Source organism: Dermatobacter hominis, from assembly GCF_020715685.1.
GTDB classification, from domain to species: Bacteria; Actinomycetota; Acidimicrobiia; order Acidimicrobiales; family Microtrichaceae; genus Dermatobacter; species Dermatobacter hominis.
This window is the reverse complement of the sequence record NZ_CP085840.1, coordinates 3,685,619-3,703,304: the sequence shown is the minus strand read 5'-3', so window position 1 is coordinate 3,703,304 and position 17,686 is coordinate 3,685,619. Positions and strand designations below refer to the sequence as shown.

The window sequence follows — 17,686 nt, the reverse complement described above, 5'->3', positions numbered from 1 at the left end:
CTGCGGCCGCAGCCGATCGTGCCCGGACGGGCCGTCAGCCGAACAGCACGTAGCGGACCGCGTCGCACCACATCCGGTCGAACGCCTCGTCGACCGGCCCGGGGTGCAGCTCGGCGGCGAAGCGGCTCAGCGCGGCGCCGGCGAACCAGTCGCTGAAGGCGTCGGGATCGAAGCCGTCGCGGAGCCAGCCGCGCTCGCACGGCTCCCTGAGCGCATCGGCGAGCCGGGACATCGAGCCCCGCATCGCCACGCTGACCGCGGCGCTGAGCTCCGGCCGGCCCCACGTGCTCCCGAGGACGCTCACCCGCCGCCACCGGAGCTGGCGGCGCTCCGGCTCCATCACGCGCTGCATGAGGCGGTCGAACGTCGCTCGCAGCTCGTCGGGGCCCTCGGAGGACCGGATGGCCCGCTCGACCACCGCCATCTCCGCGTCGAGGTCGCGGAACAGGCGGGACAGCTGCGCGGCCTGCACGAGGCCCTCGCGGTTGCCGAAGTGGCGGTACAGCACGGGCACCTGGACGCCGGCCTCTGCGACCACGTCCTGGACCCGGACCGCGGTCTCACCCCGCTCGTCGATGACGGCGATCGTGGCGTCGATCAGGCGCCGGGCCACCGGGTGGTCGGCGGCGACGACGCGCGTGACGGCATCGGCGCCCTCGTCGGTCCCGGCCGTCGTCACCGGGCGCCGACCCGCCGGACCCGCATGGAGACGCCGACCGCCACGAGCCCGAGGCCCAGGGCCACCAGCTCCCACGGCGATCCGCCGGTGAGGGCGAGCGCAGCGGGCGCAGCAGCAGCCGACGCCCCGGACGGCCCCGCAGACTCGTCGGCGACGACCGCGGTGGCGCCGCCGACGCCCCGCTGGCTGCTCGACCCGAACATGTAGAGATGGTGATCCCCGGCCGGGGTCGACGCGGGGATGGTCACCGTGGCGGAGGCCACACCGGTGGCTGACGCCTCGACGGTCGTGAGGAGCACCGGGTCCGACATCAGGTACACCTGCACCTGCTCGCCCGCGGCGAACCCGGTCCCGGTGAGCGTGATCGTCTGGCCCGGGATCAGCGGCGACGGCACCGCCAGGCCCATCGGCAGCGCCGCCAGGGTCGCCGCGCTGGGCGCCGGGCTGGCCGGGACCGACGTCGCCGACGGGGCCGGCGGCGTCGTGGGCGCGGGCACCGAGCTCGTGGTCGAGGCCGGCACGGTGGTCGGCACCGAGGTGGAGGGCACCGTCGTCGAGGAGGTCGTGGTCGACGGCGTCGTGCTGGTCGTGGTCGTGCTGGTCGTGGTCGTGCTCGTGGTGGTCGTGCTGGTGGTGGTCGTCGTGCTGGTGGTCGTGGTCGCCGGCACCGGGGTCACGGGCGCGCTGCTCGTCGAGGCCCAGCTGTCGCCGTTGGCGTTCGTGGCCACGACGGTGAAGGTGTAGGTCGCGCCGTTGGTGAGGCCGGTGACCGTGCACGTCGTCGTCGCCGAGGTGCAGGTGGCCGGGCCGGGGTCGGCGGTCACGGTGTACGACGTGACCGGCGAGCCGCTGTCGGAGGTGGGCGCCGACCACGACACGTCGACCCCGCCGTCGGCGGCGGTGCCCGTCACCGCGCGGGGCGGCCGCGGGATGCTGATCAGGTTCCCGGCGCCGAGGTTGGTCGGACCGATCTGTCCCGCCAGGTCCCCGGCGTTGCCGAAGATCGTGGACCCGGTGATCTGCAGCTCGTCGGTCGGGCGGTCGATCCAGCCGCCGACGTTGGCCTGGAACCGGGCGTAGACGCCGTTGCCGCCGTTGTCGTAGACCTCCACGTCGTCGACGACGATGGCGTTCTGGAACACGGCGGAGTTGCCGTAGCTCGAGAAGGACAGGCCGGTCCCGCCGTTGCGGGCGATCGTCGTCGAGCGGATGTAGCTCCGGTTCAGTCCCTGCACGCACAGGCCGCTGCCGGCGTTGTCGACGACCGTGGACCCGGTGACCGAGAGGAACCGCTGGGTGCTGACCACGCAGCCGCCGGTATTGCCGCTGAAGACCGTGTCGGACACGTAGGTCCGGTTCTGGTAGCCCGTGTCGACGGTCGTCGTGTTCGGCGTGTTGCCGTGGTCCGCACCGAGCACGATGCCGGTGTTCGCGGTCACCACCGAGTTCCGCAGTGTGAGGGTGCTGCCCGCCTCCTTGCTGAAGATGGCGGGGGCGCCGGGGTTGCCGGTGATCCTGACGCCGTCGAGGACCACCGTGCCCCGGCTGTTGAAGACCAGGCCGCCCTCGGCGTTCGCCGCGTCGGTCAGCGTCATCGACTCCACGGTGAGCGACACGCCCGAGCCCATGCTCGTGGCCAGCCAGAAGACGCGGGACCCGCCGCCGTCGATCGTGACGTCGTCCACGCCGGCACCACGGATCGTGACCGCCTCGGTGGTGGCGGGCAGCTGCGAGGTGAGGGCGATCGTGCCGACGGCGCCGACCGTGATGAGGTCCTCGCCCGGCGAGCTGTTGGCCTGCGCCATGGCCCATCGCAGGGTGCCGGCGGAGCCGTCGTCCGCGTTCGACGTCACGGCGAACGTGTTGGCGGGCGCCGCCCCGGCGACGGGGGCCGGCGGGCCGGCGAGGGCGCCGGCCGCCCCGATCGCGGTGGCGGCGACGGCCACGGACAGCGTGCGGAGGTGGCGCCGGAGGCGGGGTGCGACGGTCATGACCTCATCGTCGGCACCGGTGTTAGGAACTTTACTCACAACCCGAACGACGTTCGGCAGATGTCCGATCGGACATCCGACGACAGGCGCGCGGTCGCTCCACATATGGGCGACTCGGCCGGATCGTGCGGGTGGGCGGGCCGGTCGCGGGCGGTTCAGCCCGGGCGCGGCTCCGAGCACCCGTCGGGCGCGGGCCGGCCGGCGAACCGGTCGGCCAGGAACGCGACCGCCGGCTCGGCCGCCAGCACGAAGCCGAGCACGTGCTCCCCGAACAGGGTGCGCCAGGTGACGTCGGCGCCGGCCGCGCACCACGTGGCCCGGAGCTGCTCGGCCTGGGGGTACGGAACCGTGCCGTCCCAGTAGCCGTGCTGCATGAGCACCGGCACCGAGGGCGCGGCGCCGCCCAGCGTGTTCTCGCGCAGGCGCTGCTGCCAGGCCGGCGTGTCGAGCGGGTTCACGTCGGTGACGTAGTCGCCGGTGGAGGTGCCCGCCGCGTCCACCAGCGTCGCGATGCCGGCGAGCGACATGATGCAGAACCGTCGGCCGTCCTCCGCCATGGCCCGGCCGGTCTCGTTCAGGTACGAGTCGAGGTCCAGCTCGGGGTAGGCGGCGTCGAAGCCGAGGGCGGTGAGCAGCACGAGGCCGATCCACGGCGTGCCCTCGTCGGCCCGGGCGATCGCGAGCGGGTCGGCCACCGTCCCGCCGGCCGCGACCCCGACCAGGTGCAGCTCGGGCGCGTACGTCGGCGCCAGCTCCGCCGCCCAGGCCGCGGACCCGCCGCCCTGGGAGTAGCCCATGATCCCGACGGGGGCGTCGGGCGGGACGCCGGTCGCCGGCAGGGCCAGTGCGGCCCGGGCCATGTCGAGCACGGCGTGGCCCTCGGAGCGACCGACGACGTAGGTGTGCAGGCCGGGCGTGCCGAGCCCTTCCATGTCGGTGACCGCGACGGCCCATCCGAGGTCGAGCAGCCGCTGGATCGTGCCGCTCTCGTACTCGAGGCCCTGGGCCATCAGCTTGGAGGGCGCGCAGTCGTCGCTGACGCCGTGGGTGCCGACGGCGTAGCTGACGAGCGGTCGGGGCCCCGGGCCGGTCCACGGCCGCTCGGGGACGAGCACGGTCCCCGACACCGCGATCGGTGCGCCGAGCGCGTCGGTCGACCGGTACAGGACCTGCGTGGCACGGATCCCGGGGACGCCGGCCTGGGTGGTGGCGTCGGTGCTGTAGGTCCACGGTCGCGACCGGATCACCTGGCCCGGGCGCTCGACGGAGAGGTCTGCGGGCGGGTCCGAGAAGCCGGCGTCCGGCGGGGGCGGCGCGCAGGCCGCCACCACGCCGAGCGCGACGAGCGCGGCGACCGCCGCGGACCACCGTCGGACCGGACCTGACCTCGACATCGCGACCACTCCCCCCGGGGCGCTCCCACCAGCGAGCGCCAGTGAAAGCCGGTCGGCGGCGGCGGTCAAGTCGGGCGGCCGCCCGACGGGACCGCCCGCGACCGAGGGACGGGCGACGGGGCCCGGGACGGCCCGCCTCAGACGGTGCGCCGGTACTTGCCGCCGACCTCGAACAGCGCGTCGGTGATCTCGCCGAGCGTGCAGTGCCGGACGGTGTCCATCAGGACGTCGAAGAGGTTGTCGCCGGCGAGCGCGGCCGCCCTGAGGCGATCGAGCGCGGCGGCGCGGTCCTCGGCGTGGCGACGCTGGAAGTCGCGCACCCGCTCGATCTGGTCCCGCTTCTCGTCGTCGGTCGACCGGGCGAGCTCCATGTCGGAGCGCTCGGCCGGCTCGTCCGGGTTGAGGAAGGTGTTGACGCCGACGATCGGGAGCGTCCCGTCGTGCTTGCGCTGCTCGTACAGGATCGACTCGTCCTGGATCCGTCCTCGCTGGTAGCCGGTCTCCATCGCACCGAGCACGCCGCCCCGCGAGCTGATCGCGTCCAGCTCGGCGAGCACCGCCGACTCCACGAGCTCGGTGAGCTCCTCGATGACGAAGCTGCCCTGCAGCGGGTTCTCGTTCATCGCGAGGCCCCACTCGCGGTTGATGATCAGCTGGATCGCGAGCGCCCGGCGCACCGACTCGGCGGTCGGCGTGGTCACCGCCTCGTCGTAGGCGTTGGTGTGCAGGCTGTTGGCGTTGTCGTAGATCGCGCACAGCGCCTGCAGCGTCGTGCGGATGTCGTTGAAGGCCATCTCCTGGGCGTGCAGCGACCGGCCCGAGGTCTGCACGTGGTACTTCAGCTTCTGGGACCGCTCGTTCGCGCCGTAGCGGTCCCGCATGGCGACCGCCCAGATGCGCCGGGCGACGCGGCCGAGCACGGAGTACTCGGGGTCCATGCCGTTCGAGAAGAAGAAGCTGAGGTTCGGGGCGAAGTCGTCCACGTCGAGCCCCCGGGCCAGGTACGACTCGACGTAGGTGAACCCGTTGGCGAGGGTGAACGCGAGCTGGCTGATCGGGTTCGCGCCGGCCTCGGCGATGTGGTAGCCGGAGATCGACACCGAGTAGAAGCTCCGCACGCGCTCGGCGACGAACCACTCGGCGATGTCGGCCATGACCCCGAGCGAGAACTCCGTCGAGAAGATGCACGTGTTCTGGCCCTGGTCCTCCTTGAGGATGTCGGCCTGGACGGTGCCGCGGACGTTCGACAGCACCCACGACCGGAGCTCGGCGGCCTCCGCCTCGGTCGGTGCCCGGCCCTCCTCCTCGACGAAGCGGTCGAGGCGCTGGTCGATGGCCGTGTTGAGGAACATGGCCAGGATCGCCGGCGCGGGGCCGTTGATCGTCATGGACACCGAGGTCGTCGGATCGCAGAGGTCGAAGCCGGAGTACAGGACCTTCATGTCGTCGAGCGAGGCGATCGACACGCCGGAGGTGCCGATCTTGCCGTAGACGTCGGGGCGCTCCGCCGGGTCGAAGCCGTAGAGGGTCACCGAGTCGAACGCCGTCGACAGCCGGGTCGCGGGCTGGCCCTCGGAGAGGAGGTGGAACCGCCTGTTGGTCCGGGCCGGGCCGCCCTCGCCGGCGAACATCCGGGCGGGGTCCTCGCCCTCGCGCTTCAGCGGGAAGACGCCGGCCGTGAACGGGAAGTGGCCGGGGAGGTTCTCGGACCGCAGCCACCGCAGCAGGTCGCCCCGGTCGGCGAAGCGGGGCAGTGACAGCTTGGGGACCTGCAGGCCGGACAGCGACGTCCGCGCCGGCCGGTCGGGACCGGAGAGCTCGGCCGCCCGGGCCGGCCAGTCGTCGAGCAGCCGGCGGTTCGCGGGCTCGAGGTCCTCGCGGGCGGCGTCGGCCAGCCGCTCGACGTCGCGGGTCGGGTCGCCGGCGCCGTCGAGCAGCTCGGCCGTCGCCTCGAGGTGCTGGATGCGGCGGGCCACGGCCGCCTGCGCCGCGGTGTCGTCGTGGTAGGCGCGCACGGTCTCGGCGATCTCGGCGAGGTAGCGCGTGCGGGTGCGCGGCACGATCTCGGTGCGCGTCGACGAGGTCCGGCCCTCGACGGGCGCGAGGTCGCCGTCGGGGAGCCGCAGGCCGTGCCCGGCGAGCTCCGCCCGGAGGTGGTGGTACAGCGCGGTGACGCCGTCGTCGTTGAAGCGCGAGGCGATCGTGCCGAACACCGGCATGTCGTCGGGCGAGCGGTCGAACGCCTCGCGGTTGCGCACCAGCTGGCGGGCGACGTCGCGCATCGCGTCCTCGGACCCGGGCCGCTCGAACTTGTTGATGGCGACGACGTCGGCGAAGTCGAGCATGTCGATCTTCTCGAGCTGCGACGACGCGCCGAACTCGGAGGTCATGACGTAGAGCGAGACGTCGGAGTGGCCCACGATGCCGGCGTCGCCCTGGCCGATGCCGGGCGTCTCCACGATCACGAGGTCCGCGCCCCAGGCGGTGCAGGCGGCGATGACGTCGTCGAGGCAGTCGGGCACCTCGCTCGTGGTCGAGCGGGTGGCGAGCGACCGGAAGTAGATCTCGGGCGAGTCGATCGAGTTCATGCGGATCCGGTCGCCGAGCAGGGCGCCCCCGCCCCGGCGACGGGTGGGGTCGATCGCGACGATCGCCAGCTTCACCTTGCCGCCCTGGTCGAGCCGGATCCGGCGGACCAGCTCGTCGGTCAGCGACGACTTGCCCGACCCCCCGGTGCCGGTGATGCCGAGCACCGGGACCTCGCGCGACGAGCGGACGCGGCGCAGCTCGTCCCGGACGTCCTCGGGGACGACGCCCGCCTCGAGCGACGTGATCGTGCGGGCGAGGTCGCGAACCGACCCGCCCAGCACCTCGGCGACGGCGACGTCGGCCGTCGCCAGGTCGACGTCGCACTCGGCGATCATCAGGTTGACCATGCCGGCGAGGCCCATCCGCTGGCCGTCCTCGGGCGAGAAGATGCGGGCCACCCCGTGCTCGTGCAGCTGGCGGATCTCGTCGGGGACGATGACGCCGCCCCCACCGCCGTACACCCTGACGTGGGCGGCGCCGCTCTCGGCCAGGCGGTCGATGAGATAGCGGAAGTACTCGACGTGGCCGCCCTGGTAGGAGCTGAGCGCGATGCCCTGCACGTCCTCCGCCACCGCGGCCCGGACGACCTCGTCGACGGACCGGTTGTGGCCGAGGTGGACGACCTCGGCACCCTGGCTCTGCAGGATGCGCCGCATGATGTTGATGGACGCGTCGTGGCCGTCGAAGAGGCTGGCGGCGGTGACGAACCGCACCGGGTTGACGGGTCGGTGCAACTCGGGTGCAGGCATGCGAGGCCCTCGATCTGGTCGGACGTCCACCGAACTGTTTGGACATCAAAGGGTATTTCCGGCACGGCGGGAGGTCAACCGTCACACGGGTAGCCTCCCGGCCATGTCGGGTTCCGGTGCCCTCCCGTTCGACCCCATCGAGGAGGCTCACCGGCAGTGGGTCGACCACGGGTGGGACGAGGCCGCCGACGGGATGGCGGCCCTCACGTCGATCATCCGCGTCGAGCAGATCCTGATGGCCCGGGTCGACGCCCAGCTCAAGCCCCTCGGCCTCACGTTCGCCCGCTACGAGCTCCTGGTGCTGCTCGACTTCAGCCGGAACGGCTCGCTCCCGCTCGGCAAGATCGGCGCCCGCCTCCAGGTCCACCCCGCGAGCGTCACGAACGCGGTGGACCGGCTGGAGGCCGACGGACTGGTGGAGCGGATCGCGCACCCGGGTGACCGCCGCACCACGCTCGCCACGATCACGGCCGGCGGGCGGCGCACCGCCCGGCGGGCGACCCGCACGCTCAACGAGCAGGTCTTCAGCGACCTCGGCTGGAGCCGCCGCGACCTCGACGCGCTGTTCCGCATCCTCCGACGCCTGCGCAAGGCGTCGGGCGACTTCGCCTGAGCGGTCCGCCCGAGGACCTTCCGCCAGGATGTCGAGATCCCGTCGCCTGATCCGTCCCAGGGGTGGATCGGCCGGAACGGCCGACGCGACGACCAGGAGGACACGATGGCCAAGTACCTGTTGCTCAAGCACTACCGAGGCGCCCCCGCGGCGGTGAACGACGTGCCGATGGACCGGTGGACGCCCGACGAGGTGGATGCGCACATCCGCTTCATGAACGACTTCGCCTCCGAGCTGGAGCGCAGCGGCGAGTTCGTCGACGGGCAGGCCCTGGCACCCGACGGCGTCTGGGTCCGCTCCGACGGCGAGGGCCGACCGCCGGTGACCGACGGTCCGTTCGCGGAGACCAAGGACCTGATCGCCGGGTGGATGATCATCGACGTCGACAGCTACGACCGCGCGATCGAGCTCGCGGGGCAGCTCTCGTCGGCGCCGGGAGCCGGTGGGCAGCCCATCCACGAGTGGCTCGAGGTCCGGCCGTTCCTGGCCCACCCCTCCACCGTCACGGACTAGCCGGTGGACGACGTCGAGCTGCGCGAGCTCGTCCCCCGGGTGCTGGGCGTCCTCGTCCGTCGCGGTGCTGACTTCGCGACGGCCGAGGACGCCGTCCAGGAGGCGCTGATCCGGGCGATCTCCGCCTGGGGCGACGAGCCGCCGGCCGACCCGCAGGCCTGGCTGGTCACGGTGGCGTGGCGGGTGTTCCTCGACATCGCCCGGTCGGAGCGGTCCCGCCGCGACCGGGAGGAGCGCGTCGACGCGCAGCCGCCTGCCGGGCCCGGCCCGTCCTCGGACGACACCCTGCGGCTCTACTTCCTGTGCGCCCACCCCGACCTGACGTCGTCGTCGGCGGTCGCCCTGACGCTGCGGGCCGTGGGCGGGCTCACCACCCGCCAGATCGCGCAGGCGTACCTGGTGCCCGAGGCGACGATGGCCCAGCGCATCAGCCGGGCCAAGCGGACCGTGGGCGCGGCGGGCATCGACCGCCCCGGCGACGTCGGCACGGTGATGCGGGTGCTGTACCTCGTGTTCAACGAGGGCTACTCCGGCGACGTCGACCTCGCCGCCGAGGCGATCCGGCTCACCCGGCAGCTCGCCACGCTCGCGGACGACCCCGAGGTCCAGGGACTGCTGGCCCTCATGCTGCTCCACCACGCCCGCCGTGCCAGCCGCACCCGTCCCGACGGCAGCATCGTCCCGCTCGCCGAGCAGGACCGGGCGCGGTGGGACACGACGCTCATCGCCGAGGGCGTCGACGTCCTCCAGGCGGCGCTGGCGCGCGACCGGCTCGGCCAGTACCAGGCCCAGGCCGCCATCGCGGCCCTCCACGCCGACGCCCGCCGCGTCGAGGAGACCGACTGGGTGCAGATCGTGGAGTGGTACGACGAGCTGCTCCGGTTCACCGACACCCCGATCGTCCGGCTGAACCGTGCGGTGGCGATCGGTGAGGCCGACGGTGCGCCCGCCGGCCTGGCCGCGCTCGAGGCCGTCGGCGACGGCGTCCCCCGTAGGGACGCGGTCGCCGCGCACCTGCACGAGCGCAACGGCGACCTCGAGCTGGCGGCCCGGCTCTACGCCGAGGCCGCCCACCGGGCGCCCACGGTGGCCGAGCGCGACCACCAGGTTCGCCAGGCGGCGCGGGTGAACCAGCTGCTGCAGCACCGCACCTGACCCGACCGGTCGGCCCGTCGAGTGGCCCGCGATTGCCCGCCCCGCCGCGACCGCATCGCGGTACTGTCTCCCCATCGAACACTTGCGTCACCTTTTTGGTGGCGGGGGCGATCGGGGGGAACACGTGGTCCGACGCCGGCGACTGGTACTCGCCGCAACCCTGGTGCTGGGCGTGCTCGCGTCCGCGTGCGGCAACGCCTGGGAGACCACATCCGGTGCGACCACGACGTCCATCCCGAAGGACGAGGTCGCGTCCGGCACCGAGGAGACACGCCACGAGGCCGTGGCGAGGCCCGACGTCCCCGGCGTGACCGACGACGAGATCCGCTACACGGTCATCGGCACCAAGACCGGCAACCCCCTCGGCATCTGCATCCTCGACTGCTACGTCGAGGGCATCGAGGCCTACTTCGCCTACCGGAACAGCCAGGGCGGCATCTACGGCCGCGACCTCGTGATCGGCGAGGTGATCGACGACGAGCTCGGCCAGAACCAGCAGCGCTCGCTCGACGTCATCTCGAAAGGCGACGCCTTCGGCGTTTTCGACGCCACGCTGCTGCCGAGCGGCTGGGGCGACCTCGACCAGGCAGGCGTCCCCACCTACACGTGGGGCATCCACGCATCGGACTCGGCCAACCGCCCCCACAACTTCCCCAGCACGGTCGTGCGCTGCGCCGACTGCGCCCGCCCGAACGTCCCGTACGTGGCGGAGCAGGTCGGTGCCACCAAGGCGGCGAGCGTCGGGTACGGCATCAGCGAGAACTCCCGGGTGTGCGCCGACACGGTCGCCCGGGCGTTCGAGCGCTACGAACCGCAGTCGGGCGTGGAGCTCGCCTACACGAACGACGACCTCGACTACGGGCTGCCCAACGGGATCGGCCCCCAGGTCACCGCCATGAAGGCGGCCGGCGTCGACTTCATCTCGACCTGCATCGACCTGAACGGCATGAAGACGCTGGCCGCCGAGCTGCGACGCCAGGGCATGGACGACGTCGTGCTCTTCCACCCCAACAGCTACGACCAGACCTACATCGCCGAGTCCGGCGGCCTCTTCGACGGCGACGTGGTCCAGGTGCAGTTCCGACCGTTCCAGACGACGGCGAAGGGCACCGCGCTCGCCGACTTCGAGAAGTGGATGAAGAAGCAGGGCAGCGAGCCGAGCGAGCTCGCGATGGTCGGCTGGCTGAACGCATCGCTCGCCTACGACGGCCTGCTCGCCGCCGGCCCGGAGTTCGACCGCGAGCGGGTCACCGCCGCCACGAACTCGTTCGACGACTGGACCGCCGGCGGGCTGCTCAGCCCCGTCGACTGGACCCAGGCCCACACCCCGTACACCGAGGCGCAGCCGCTGCCCGACGGGCCCGGGTGCACCGCGCTCGTCAAGGTCGACAAGAACGCGTTCGTGCCCTTCGGGTCGCCGGACGAGCCGTGGCTCTGCTGGGCCCCCGACGCCGACACCGACGACCCCGTCCCGACCGACTTCGAGTGAGGGCACGACGATGATCACCGACCTGGCCCGGGGCGTGCTGCAGGGCCTGCCGCCCGGATCCGTCTACGGCCTGATCGCCATCGGCTTCGTGCTGGCCTACAAGACGTCGGGGGTGTTCAACCTGGCGTTCGGCGCGCAGGCCTACGTGTCGGCGGCGCTGTTCTTCCAGGCCCGCAACGAGTGGGGCTGGTCGAGCCTCCCGGCGTTCGTGCTGGCCGTCCTCGTCGTGGCCCCGGCGATCGGGCTCGTGCTCGAGCACTTCATCTTCCGCCGGCTGCCGCCCGGCTCGACGCTGGCCAAGCTCGTCATCGCGATCGGCCTGTCGGTCGCGATCCCCGCGCTGTTCGAGCTCGTGGTCGGCTTCGAACCGGTGGCCGGGCGGACGCCCGAGGGGCTGGTGGCCGGCGGCGCGTCCGTGTTCTACGACCCGTTCGGCCTGTACCCGTTCAGCCGCGACGAGCTGACGGCCATGGCCTTCGCGGTGGCGAGCGCAGCGGGGCTGGCGGCCCTGTTCCGCTACACCGCGATCGGCCTCGAGATGCGCGCGGTCGTCGAGAGCCCGCGCATGACCGAGCTCAACGGCATCCGCTCCGCCCGGGTCTCGGCGTTCAGCTGGGCGCTGTCGAGCACGTTCGCCGGCCTCGCCGGCGTGCTGATCGCACCCCGCTTCAACACGCTCGCCGCCCCCGACTTCTTCAGCCTCGTCGTCGTGGCCGTGGCCGCGGCGGCCATCGGCAAGCTCGTCAGCCTGCCGTGGGCGCTGATCGGCGGCCTCGCGCTCGGCGTGCTGATCTCGGTCGTCAACACCTTCCTGCCCGACATCTCCGACGACACCCCGTGGCTCAACGCCATCCAGGAGAACCTCACCCCGGCGATGCCGTTCGTCGTCCTCTTCGGGCTGGTCACGCTGTGGCCCGCGCTGCGGTCGGGGCTCGACCACCACGACCCGCTGTCGGGCGTCGACCCGCCCCCGCCGGCACCGGCGGCGCTCACCCGCAGCCCCCTGCTGACCCGCATCACGTTCGCGTTCGGCGCCGCGTTCTTCATCGTCGTCGGCCTCGCCGTGTTCACCCAGGCCGACACCTCTTGGCTGTTCCTCGTCACCCAGGCCGTGATCATGGCGACGATCTTCCTGTCGATCACCGTGCTCACCGGTTACGCGGGCCTGGTGTCGCTCGGCCAGGGCGCGTTCGCGGCGATCGGCGGGTTCGTCGTCTTCCAGCTCGCCGACCACTTTGACGTCCCGGCCATCCTCGCCGCGCTCGCCGGCGCGCTGGTCGCCGCGCTCGTCAGCGGCATCCTCGCCGTCCCGCTGGTCCGGCTCGGCGCGGTGTGGGTCGCGATCGCCACGCTCGCGTTCGCCGCGTTCTTCGACGCCGTGGTCGTCCGGCTCCCGTTCGTGGGCGGGGGCGACACCTCCCTCATGGAGGGCACCCGGGTCCCGCGGCCGATCATCGGGCCCTGGAACCTGTCCGACGACCGCGCCTTCCTCGTGCTGGCGCTCGTCGTGTTCGGGCTCTGCGCGTACGCGGTCAAGCAGCTGCGGTCCGGCACGATCGGCCGGACGCTGCAGGCGCTCCGCGGCAGCGAGGTCGCCTCGATCTCGATCGGCATCTCGCCGACCCGGGCGAAGGTCATCGCGTTCGCCCTGTCCGGGTTCCTCGCCGGCCTGGGCGGCGCCATGCTGTCGATCCAGCAGCGCAACGTGAACTACGCCGCGAACTTCTCGCCGTTCGCCGCCCTGTTCTGGATCGTGCTGGTCGTGTCGCTCGGCGCCCGGACCGTCGAGGGCGCGAGCTACGCCGGCGCCGGCTTCTCGCTGATGGACCGGCTCATCTTCAGCGGCGTCCTGGTGGCGTGGGTGCTCCGCAGCCAGGAGCTCGTCCCCGACGTGTTCCCGATCTCCCCCAAGTGGCGCTACGTCCTGTTCGGCCTCACCACCCTGACCTTCGCCCGCCACCCCGAGGGCCTCATCGAGAACGGGAAGCGGAAGGCGCACGCCCGCGTCGAGCGCTGGCTCGGCCGGCGATCCGGCGCACCCCCCGGCCCGACCGCCGCCACGTCCCCCGCCGCCAGCGCCGCCAAGGAGCCGGTCGCATGACGACGAACGTGCTCGAGACCCGCGAGCTGAGCAAGAGCTACTCCGGGATCACCGCGCTGTCGAAGGTGGACCTCGAGGTCCGCGAGCACGAGCGGGTCGGGCTGATCGGTCCGAACGGCGCCGGCAAGACCACGCTGTTCAACTGCATCCTCGGCGTGCTCGGCGTCGACAGCGGCACCGTGCTGTTCGAGGGCGAGGACGTCGCGTCGCTGCCGGCGCACGAGCGGGCCCGGCGCGGCATCGGCCGCACCTTCCAGCGGATCGAGCTCTTCAGCGGCTCGACCGTCCGGGAGCACCTGCTGATCGCGGAGCGGACGAGGGAGGGCACCGGCCGGCTCTGGAAGGACCTGATCGGCCTCGGGGGCCCGACCCGGGCCGAGATCGAGGCGTGCGACGAGGTCCTGGCCATGCTGGGGCTGCGGGAGCTGGCCGACGAGCCGATCGAGCAGCTCAGCCTCGGCCAGGGCCGCCTCGTCGAGGTCGGGCGGGCCCTGATGACGCGGCCACGGCTACTCCTCCTCGACGAGCCCTCGTCGGGGCTCGACCGGACCGAGACCCGGGAGCTCGCCGCCACGCTCCGGGGCGTCCAGGCCGAGCAGGGGTTCTCGATCCTGCTGGTGGAGCACGACGTCGAGCTCGTCGCCAACTTCACCGACCGCTGCTACATCCTCGACTTCGGCAGCGTGATCGCCCACGGACCGACCCGCCAGGTGCTCGACGAGCCGGCGGTGCGCCGGGCGTACCTCGGCACGGGAGCGGGGCTCACGTGACCGCGCCGATCCTGGAGCTCCACGAGGTGTCGGCGGGCTACGGCCCGTTCCACGCGCTCTTCGACGTGTCGCTGGTCGTCGAACCGGGGAAGGCGGTGGCGCTCCTCGGCGCCAACGGCGTCGGCAAGACCACGGTGGCCCGCGTCGCGAGCGGCCTCATCCGCCCCGAGCTCGGCGCCGTGCTCGTCGACGGCGAGGACCTCACCGGTGCGCCGCCCTACCGGTTCGCCGAGGCGGGCATCGCCCACGCGGTCGAGGGCAGCTCGGTCTTCGCGTCGCTGTCGGTCGAGGACAACCTCCGCCTCTCGTTCCGGCGCCGCTTCGGCGCCTCGGGGGTCGCCGGCGCGCTCGACTCCGCCTACGAGCAGTTCCCGGTCCTCGGGCGGCGGCGGACCCAGCTCGCCGGCCAGCTGTCGGGCGGCGAGCAGCGGATGCTGTCGATGGCCAGGGTGCTCGTCGAGTCGCCGGCGCTGCTCATCGCCGACGAGCTCTCGCTCGGCCTGGCCCCGCTCGTCGTCGACATGGTCTACGCCCAGCTGGCGAAGCTGCGCGAGGCGGGGACGGCGCTGCTCATCATCGAGCAGCAGGTGTCGCACGCGCTCGACCTCTGCGACCACGCCGTCCTGCTCGACCACGGCGCAATCGCCTGGGAGGGCCCGCCGGCCGAGGCGGCCGACCGGGTCGCCACGCGCATCTTCCAGCACGACGGCACCCCCTGACCGCTCTGTTCCACCATTTCGACGCTCCAGCGTCGAAATGGTGGAACAGAGCTGGCCGGGGCGATCTCGGGCCGGGCGGTCGCGGGCCGGGGCGCGCCGGTCAGCGGGCGGGGTCGATCGCGACCTTGATGGCGCCGGTGCGCTCCTGGTCGGCGAGCGCGGCGAAGGCGGCCTGCCAGTCCGACAGGCCGAACGTGTGGGTGAGCAGCCCGGTGAGGTCGACCCGTCCGCTCGAGGCCAGCCGTAGGTAGTGCTCGATGCCGTGGCGGTGCTCGCCCTCGACCTCCTCGATGCCGAACGCGTTCGAGCCGACGAGCGAGATCTCCTTGAAGTAGAGCGGGCTCCACTCCCACCGGCCCGGGGCGTGCACCCCGCTCTTCACGAGCGTCCCGCGGGCGCGCAGCACGCGCACCTCGAGCTCGAGGGTCTCGGGCTTGGCGATCGTGTCGTAGGCGACGTCGATGCCGCCGGGGTGGCACATCGGCAGGCCGCCCAGCCCCTCCATCGTCGGCTGCAGCACTCCCCCGGACCAGGCGGCGAGCTCCTCGAGCAGCGGCTCCCGCTCACCGGTGCGGAACACCTCGTGGGCTCCCAGCCGGCGGGCCAGGTCGGCCTGGGCGTCGAAGCGCGCCACCACCCCGACCTCGACGTCGGGGAACAGCGCCCGCAGGATCGCCACCGCCGCGCTCCCGAGCGCGCCGGCGCCCCAGACGAGCGCGCGGCCGCCGGGCGGGGGCGGGTGCCGGGTGACGCTGTGGAGCGACACGGCGAAGGGGTCGGCCAGGATGGCGTGCTCGTCGTCGATCCCGTCGGGGACGGCGAAGAGCATCGTCGGGTGCGCGGGCATCAGCTCGGCGAACCCGCCGCTGGCGTCGCTCGACACGCCCGTGTGCAGGCCCGCGCTGATGTCACCCGTCGTGAAGCTCCAGCAGAGGCTGAGGTCCCCGGCACGGCACGCCGGGCACATCGGTGAGATGCCCCGGGGCGCGCACGACAGCCAGGGGTTGAGCACGACGCGCTCGCCCACCTCGAAGCCCGCCGCCTCGGGGCCGGCGGCGTGCACGACGCCGACCACCTCGTGGCCGAGCACCTGCGGGAACGAGCACAGCCCGCTCATCGCGCTGTCGCTGTCGCCGCCGAAGTCGAGCAGCACCTGCTTGGCGTCGGATCCGCAGATGCCGGTGAGCAGCGGTCGCACCACGTACCAGTCGGGTCGCAGGGGCCGCGCGTCGGGCACGTCGAGCAGCGCGCACGGCGTGCTGGCCAGGTTGCGCACGAGTCGGTTCGCGCCGTCGGGCGGCGTGAACGGCTGGGCGTCGGTGCCGAAGACCAGCGCCCTCACCTGGCAGGCTCCCTGCCGGCTGCGCCCCTCACCGTCATGGCCACGCTCAGGACCCCCCGTCGGCCGACGCCCCCGATGCCGGCGACCTATTCTGTCACTCGTGTCAGGTTCGGGGGGCGTGGGGGCACCGGCGGGTCCGACGGGCCCCGTCACGGTCGGGATCGACATCGGCACGACCTCCGTCAAGGCCGTCGCGGCCGACGCCGACGGCCGCGTCCTGGCCCGCACCCGCGTCGCCCACCCGGTCGGCGGATCGGCCGCCGGCGCCTGCGAGCACGACATCGACCGGGCCTGGCGGGCCGACGTGGTCGAGGCGCTCGACCGGGTCGCGAGCGACCTCGAGGTCGTCGCCGTCGACGTCGCCGCCATGGTGCCGTCGCTCGGTGCGGTCGACGCCGACGGGCGCGCCCTCTCGCCCGGGCTGCTCTACGGCGACCACCGGGGAGCGACCGCCACGCGCGACCCGGCGCTGCCGGGCGACAGCGGCGAGCTGCTCGCGTTCCTCGGCTGGCTCGCCGCCGCCGCCCCCACGGCCACCGGGTTCTGGCCCGCACAGGCGGTCGCCAACCACGAGCTGACCGGCACCGCGGCGATCGACTCGACGACGGCGATGACGGCGCTCCCGCTCTTCGACATGACGGGCTGGGACGAGGCCCGCGCCGCCGAGGCCGGGACGACGACCGACGCCCTCCCGGCCATCGCCCGCGGCAGCGACGCGGTCGGCACCGTCCGTGACGGCCTGCCGGCCGCCGGCGCGCTGGTCGGCGGCGGGACGATCGACGCCCTCGGCGAGCAGGTCGTCGCCGGCGCCGACGACGTCGGCGACGTGCTGGTCATCTGCGGCGGGACGCAGATCACGTGGGCGGTCGCGACCGACTGGCCCGAGGTGCCGGGGCTCTGGACCATCCCGCACACCGCGCCGGGCCGGGCGCTGATCGGCGGCCCGAGCAACTCGGGCGGGCTGTTCCTCGACGCCGTCGAGCGGTGGCTCGGCCCGGTCCCCGACGAGCAGCTCGACGAGGTCGACGCCGCCGACCTCCCGGTCTGGCTCCCCTACGTGCGGGGCGAGCGAACGCCGCTGCACCGGCGCGACCTGACCACCGTCCTCGACGGCGCGACCCTGCACCACGGACCCGCCGAGCTTCGCCGGGCCGCCTACGAGGCCGCCGGCTTCGTCGTCCGCCACCACCTGGACCTGGCTCGGACGGCCGGCGTGGACCCGCAGCGGATCGTGGCCACCGGGGGCGGCACCCAGGCCCGGCACTGGGTCCGGGCGCTCGCCGATGCCACCGGCCTGCCGGTCGACGTGGTCGCGGTGCCCGAGGGGGCGGCGCTCGGCGCCGCCTTCCTGGCCCGTTGCACGGCCGGGCTCGAACCCGACATGACCGCGGCACGGCGCTGGGCCCGGACGAGCCACCGGGTCGAACCCGACGACGACCGGGTCGTGGCGGTGCACCGCCGCTACGAGCGCTTCCGCGAGCTCACCGACGCCGCCGTCGCCGCCCCACCGGCGCGCTGATCCACCAGTCGGCTCGCACGCGGGACCGCCGGTCGGGAGCGGGGCACCGTCGCCGACGCCGGG

At 73.3% G+C, this 17,686-nt stretch carries 13 protein-coding genes; 8 read left to right on the top strand and 5 right to left on the bottom strand.

The annotated features are described in order from the left end of the window. Nucleotides 1-34: 34 nt before the first annotated feature. The 4 genes from LH044_RS17280 to icmF form a co-directional block, all read right to left on the bottom strand. Nucleotides 35-679 carry a TetR/AcrR family transcriptional regulator gene (locus LH044_RS17280; RefSeq protein WP_227756836.1) on the bottom strand — a complete coding sequence of 215 codons (645 nt, stop codon included), beginning with the start codon at nucleotides 677-679 and terminating at the stop codon, nucleotides 35-37. Further along, complete coding sequence (locus tag LH044_RS17275; RefSeq protein ID WP_227756835.1) at nucleotides 676-2,670, bottom strand: fibronectin type III domain-containing protein; 1,995 nt, start codon at nucleotides 2,668-2,670, stop codon at nucleotides 676-678. The genes LH044_RS17280 and LH044_RS17275 overlap by 4 nt, the downstream gene beginning before the upstream one ends. A 155-nt stretch (nucleotides 2,671-2,825) precedes the next feature. Further along, complete coding sequence (locus tag LH044_RS17270) at nucleotides 2,826-4,064, bottom strand: lipase family protein (RefSeq protein ID WP_227756834.1); 1,239 nt, start codon at nucleotides 4,062-4,064, stop codon at nucleotides 2,826-2,828. Between the two features lie 137 nt (nucleotides 4,065-4,201). Next, nucleotides 4,202-7,402 (bottom strand): fused isobutyryl-CoA mutase/GTPase IcmF, encoded by a 3,201-nt coding sequence (icmF, locus tag LH044_RS17265; protein WP_227756833.1) that lies wholly within the window; start codon nucleotides 7,400-7,402, stop codon nucleotides 4,202-4,204. 103 nt (nucleotides 7,403-7,505) lie between these two features. On the opposite strand from icmF, the gene LH044_RS17260 reads away from it, so the two are divergent. The 7 genes from LH044_RS17260 to LH044_RS17230 all read left to right on the top strand — a co-directional run bounded on the left by LH044_RS17260 (nucleotide 7,506) and on the right by LH044_RS17230 (nucleotide 14,762). Further along, nucleotides 7,506-8,015, top strand: coding sequence for a MarR family winged helix-turn-helix transcriptional regulator (locus LH044_RS17260; RefSeq protein ID WP_227756832.1), 510 nt, complete (start codon nucleotides 7,506-7,508; stop codon nucleotides 8,013-8,015). Between the two features lie 105 nt (nucleotides 8,016-8,120). Next, nucleotides 8,121-8,528 (top strand): YciI family protein, encoded by a 408-nt coding sequence (locus LH044_RS17255; RefSeq protein ID WP_227756831.1) that lies wholly within the window; start codon nucleotides 8,121-8,123, stop codon nucleotides 8,526-8,528. A 3-nt stretch (nucleotides 8,529-8,531) separates the two neighbouring features. Beyond that, nucleotides 8,532-9,683, top strand: a complete 1,152-nt coding sequence (locus tag LH044_RS17250) for an RNA polymerase sigma factor (RefSeq protein WP_227756830.1) — start codon at nucleotides 8,532-8,534, stop codon at nucleotides 9,681-9,683. Between the two features lie 172 nt (nucleotides 9,684-9,855). Next, nucleotides 9,856-11,172 carry an ABC transporter substrate-binding protein gene (locus LH044_RS17245; RefSeq protein ID WP_227756829.1) on the top strand — a complete coding sequence of 439 codons (1,317 nt, stop codon included), beginning with the start codon at nucleotides 9,856-9,858 and terminating at the stop codon, nucleotides 11,170-11,172. Nucleotides 11,173-11,182: 10 nt separating this feature from the next. Beyond that, a complete protein-coding gene (locus tag LH044_RS17240; RefSeq protein ID WP_227756828.1) occupies nucleotides 11,183-13,273 on the top strand; it encodes an ABC transporter permease in 2,091 nt (696 codons plus the stop codon). Beyond that, the gene (locus LH044_RS17235; protein ID WP_227756827.1) at nucleotides 13,270-14,043 is read left to right on the top strand and encodes an ABC transporter ATP-binding protein; all 774 of its coding nucleotides are present in this window, start codon (nucleotides 13,270-13,272) and stop codon (nucleotides 14,041-14,043) included. The genes LH044_RS17240 and LH044_RS17235 overlap by 4 nt, the downstream gene beginning before the upstream one ends. Then, the gene (locus LH044_RS17230) at nucleotides 14,040-14,762 is read left to right on the top strand and encodes an ABC transporter ATP-binding protein (protein WP_227756826.1); all 723 of its coding nucleotides are present in this window, start codon (nucleotides 14,040-14,042) and stop codon (nucleotides 14,760-14,762) included. The genes LH044_RS17235 and LH044_RS17230 overlap by 4 nt, the downstream gene beginning before the upstream one ends. Nucleotides 14,763-14,862: 100 nt before the next feature. Here LH044_RS17230 and LH044_RS17225 read toward each other — a convergent pair whose 3' ends face one another. Further along, a complete protein-coding gene (locus tag LH044_RS17225; protein ID WP_227756825.1) occupies nucleotides 14,863-16,104 on the bottom strand; it encodes a zinc-dependent alcohol dehydrogenase in 1,242 nt (413 codons plus the stop codon). A 118-nt stretch (nucleotides 16,105-16,222) separates the two neighbouring features. Between LH044_RS17225 and LH044_RS17220 the strand changes: the two genes are divergently transcribed. Next, nucleotides 16,223-17,623 carry a xylulokinase gene (locus tag LH044_RS17220; protein WP_227756824.1) on the top strand — a complete coding sequence of 467 codons (1,401 nt, stop codon included), beginning with the start codon at nucleotides 16,223-16,225 and terminating at the stop codon, nucleotides 17,621-17,623. Nucleotides 17,624-17,686: the final 63 nt, after the last annotated feature.